The organism is Planotetraspora kaengkrachanensis (assembly GCF_016862895.1).
GTDB lineage: Bacteria > Actinomycetota > Actinomycetes > Streptosporangiales > Streptosporangiaceae > Planotetraspora > Planotetraspora kaengkrachanensis.
The window spans coordinates 1-517 of record NZ_BONV01000097.1; the positions used below are offsets into that span (position 1 = coordinate 1).

Below are 517 nucleotides of genomic sequence, written 5' to 3' on the forward strand. Positions count from 1 at the left end.
CGGCAAGGCGCGGCTGTTCGACGGCCGTTCCGGTGAGCCGTTCCCGCACCCGATCTCGGTCGGCTACATCTACATCCTCAAGCTGCTCCACCTGGTCGACGACAAGATGCACGCGCGTTCGACCGGTCCGTACTCCATGATCACCCAGCAGCCGCTCGGCGGTAAGGCCCAGTTCGGCGGCCAGCGCTTCGGTGAGATGGAGGTGTGGGCCATGGAGGCGTACGGCGCGGCGTACGCGCTGCAGGAGCTACTGACGATCAAGTCCGACGACGTGCTCGGCCGCGTGAAGGTCTACGAGGCCATCGTCAAGGGCGAGAACATCCCCGAGCCGGGCATTCCGGAGTCCTTCAAGGTCCTCATCAAGGAAATGCAGTCGCTGTGCCTCAACGTCGAGGTGCTGTCCAGCGACGGCATGTCCATCGAGATGAGGGACACGGACGAGGACGTCTTCCGCGCCGCGGAGGAGCTCGGCATCGACCTGTCCCGGCGTGAGCCGAGCAGCGTCGAAGAGGTCTGA

1 protein-coding gene is annotated in these 517 nt (G+C 65.0%); it reads left to right on the top strand.

The window, feature by feature from the left end; all coding sequences use genetic code 11:
* The coding region (locus Pka01_RS40515) for a DNA-directed RNA polymerase subunit beta (protein WP_444544171.1) at positions 1-517 on the top strand (517 nt) is incomplete at its 5' end.